Source organism: Bradyrhizobium sp. Ec3.3, assembly GCF_000472925.1.
GTDB lineage: Bacteria > Pseudomonadota > Alphaproteobacteria > Rhizobiales > Xanthobacteraceae > Bradyrhizobium.
The window spans coordinates 1-3,045 of the sequence record NZ_AXAS01000142.1; the positions used below are offsets into that span (position 1 = coordinate 1).

A 3,045-nucleotide genomic window follows, 5' to 3' on the forward strand; every position below is an offset into this window, starting at 1 on the left:
ACCAACCCCGCCGACCTTTATCGTCTGGTAGGAATATATGTCGGTCGCATCCTCAGGGGAGAAAAGCCGGCCGATACGCCGGTGCAGCAGGCGACCAAGTTCGAGTTGGTCGTCAACCTCAGGACTGCGAAGGCGCTCGGCCTCACCATTCCAGACAAGCTGCTCGCGCTCGCCGACGAGGTGATCGGATAAGGCCGGGTACGTTGGCGTGTCGCCCATCGCGTCATTTCGCGGTGATGCGGAAGTTGGTCGCCATCGGGGCATAGCGGACCATGCCGGATTTGCCGCTGGCTCAACCGGTCGCGAATGACCCGGAGCGACCCGGCACGCGGTCAGACAGGCCGCTCAATAGCCCCACCGCAAGACGACAAGATGCTAGTATCTGAATGCATCAGCGTGGTCCGATGGAGGGTGCCATGCGACGTCGGCAGTTCATCCTGTTTGTTAGCAGCAGTTTTTTAGTATGTCCTTCCATTGCTTTGGCTCAACAGGGTGCGAAGCAGACAAAAATTGGCTGGCTTGCTGCTTACTCACGAGACGAACGCATCACTGCGAAGATGTTGCAGACCTTTCGCCAGCACCTTGAACATCTCGGCCACATCGAGGGCCGGGACATTGCTATCGAATTTCGCTACGCGGACCTCAACAACGACCGACTTCCGGCCCTCGCCGCGGAGCTTGTCGAGCAAAAGGTAGGCATCATCGTTACAATAAGCACGCCAGCGACTGTAGCTGCCCGCAAAGCCACCAGCACGATACCTATCGTGGCGATTTCAATTACTGATCCAGTCGGACAAGGCCTCGTCGAGAGCCTCGCGAGACCGGGCGGCAACGTGACCGGCCTGACTTTTGGTGTGGGTCTCGACATCTTCAGCAAAGGTCTGGAGCTTCTGAAGGAGGCCGTGCCGGGCTTACAGACAGTTGCGTTGCTAATGAACCCAGCTAATCCTGTCCATAAAGCTGTGGCAAGCCAAATGGAAGCAGTCGCGCTCACGTTGAATTTGCGTGCCAAAGTGTTCCAAGCGCGTCATCCTGAAGAAATCGCAGCAGCCTTTGAAGCGATTGCGCAATCCCACTATGGAGCCGCGTGCATTGTCGCGGATACACTTTTTGCTCGGGAGCGCTCACGGGTCGTGAAACTTGCAATGACGTATCGGCTTCCGTCCATGCACCAATTGCGCGAAGAAGCCGAGGCAGGAGGGCTAATGTCCTATGGGCCCGATCCCACGGAAATGTATCGTCGCGCGGCCGCGTATGTTGACGCCATCATAAAGGGTGCAAAGCCTGCCGACCTACCTGTCCAACAGCCCACGAAATTTGAGCTTGTGATAAACCTCAAAGCTGCCAAAGCGCTCGGCCTCAATGTGCCACCCTCATTACTCGTTCTCGCCGACGACCTGATCGAATGACTTCTGTAGTTGACCCATCGCGTCATGGTCGGTGCGACGCGGAATTTGGTCGATCGGGACATAACCCGACATTGAGTAGGACGCACCTTCCCTGTAACTGCAACCACGACTTCTTTCGTACCCAAATATGCTCAGTATGTGCGGTCGCGCGGTCCCCGCCTTTCGGGCAGGCCCCAAAGGACCCGCACGACCTTTGGGAGGGCCGCCATTCCTTCGACGGTCCCGCCACGTCGCCGTCGCGCGCATCACCTCGACCATACGCACGGCTCGCACGGAGCGTCGCCCGCGCCACCATCGCCACGACGGGCACGCCTCAAAGGCAAATCGGCCAGTGTGGCCGATTTGGGCTTACGGTGGCTACGAACTTAGGAAGGCGAGGTCAAACCGGCGTCGGATTGCCGCATGTGTCGGAAATCGAAGGTGTGAGAGGCTCCACTGTCCGTCACCGGAAGTGGGGGGTCCTCCGATGTCATCCCTAAAAGGAAAGACGCTGTTCATCTCCGGCGCGAGCCGCGGCATTGGGCTAGCGATCGCATTGCGCGCGGCCCGCGACGGCGCCAACATCGCGATCGCCGCGAAGACCGCTGAGCCGCATCCGAAGCTCAAGGGCACCATCTTTACCGCCGCCGACGAGGTGCGCGCGGCCGGTGGTGAGGCGCTGCCAATCATCTGTGATATCCGCGATGAAGCCCAGGTAGTCGCAGCCGTTGAAAAGACCGTCGCCGAATTTGGCGGCATCGATATCTGCGTCAACAATGCCAGCGCCATTAGCCTGACCAACTCCCAAGCAACCGACATGAAGCGGTTCGACCTTATGATGGGCATCAACAGCCGCGGCACTTTCATGGTGTCGAAATACTGCATCCCGCATCTGAAGAAGGCGGAAAACCCGCACATCCTTATGCTATCGCCGCCGCTGGACATGAAGGCAAAATGGTTCGGGCCCTCCACAGCCTATACCATGGCGAAGTTCGGCATGAGCATGTGCGTGCTTGGACTATCGGCCGAGCTGAAGAGTGACGGCGTCGCCGTCAACGCGCTATGGCCGCGTAGCGCGATCGCCACCGCGGCAGTCGCCAATCTCTTGGGGGGCGAGGCCATGATGCGCTCCAGCCGCACGCCCGAGATCATGGGTGATGCGGCCTATATCATCCTTACGAAGCCATCGCGCAAGTTCACCGGGCAGTTCTGTATCGATGACAAGCTGCTCTATGCCAGCGGAGTGCGTGATTTCGATCGCTATCGCGTGGATGCCTCCGTCCCGCTGGCGTTGGACAAATTTGTGCCCGACGACGACGAGCCGCCGCCGGGCGTCACGGTCGTGCCGTTTGGCTAGGCCCTCGACCATTGCAATCGTCCGCGCACTTCCGGCGGCGCAAGGGTCAGCCATCAGGGGCAAGGCCGCAGGCAGGCCGCGAAGCCGGGGCTAGAGCGCGTCCGCCGAAGCTGGTAGGACGATACGACCGGCCCGGCGGAAGGCCACTCAGCGGCCTTCTAAAGGGCCTCCAGCGGATTGGGACACAACGGAGGACACTCCGGGTCTAAAGCGTGATGGCATTAGGTTCGATAGCCTGAATTTTCGAGGTAGTTCGCGCATTCTCCAGGGGTGAATGCCGTCAGAACTTCACCGATGGCG

Annotated in this window: 3 protein-coding genes; all 3 read left to right on the plus strand. The window is 59.6% G+C overall.

The annotated features are described in order from the left end of the window. On the plus strand, positions 1–192 hold a 192-nt coding region (locus tag YUU_RS54510; protein WP_035665230.1), incomplete at its 5' end, for an ABC transporter substrate binding protein. A gap of 224 nt (positions 193–416) precedes the next feature. Continuing rightward, positions 417–1,409, plus strand: coding sequence for an ABC transporter substrate-binding protein (locus YUU_RS0145655; protein WP_027528090.1), 993 nt, complete (start codon positions 417–419; stop codon positions 1,407–1,409). A gap of 466 nt (positions 1,410–1,875) precedes the next feature. Continuing rightward, complete coding sequence (locus YUU_RS0145660) at positions 1,876–2,745, plus strand: NAD(P)-dependent oxidoreductase (protein WP_027528091.1); 870 nt, start codon at positions 1,876–1,878, stop codon at positions 2,743–2,745. The last annotated feature ends 300 nt before the right edge of the window (positions 2,746–3,045 follow it).

Bases quoted from the DNA above. Each gene is read 5' to 3' on its own strand.
- YUU_RS0145655 (WP_027528090.1), top strand. From the start codon at position 417: ATGCGACGTCGGCAGTTCATCCTGTTTGTTAGCAGCAGTTTTTTAGTA.
- YUU_RS0145660 (WP_027528091.1), top strand. From the start codon at position 1,876: ATGTCATCCCTAAAAGGAAAGACGCTGTTCATCTCCGGCGCGAGCCGC.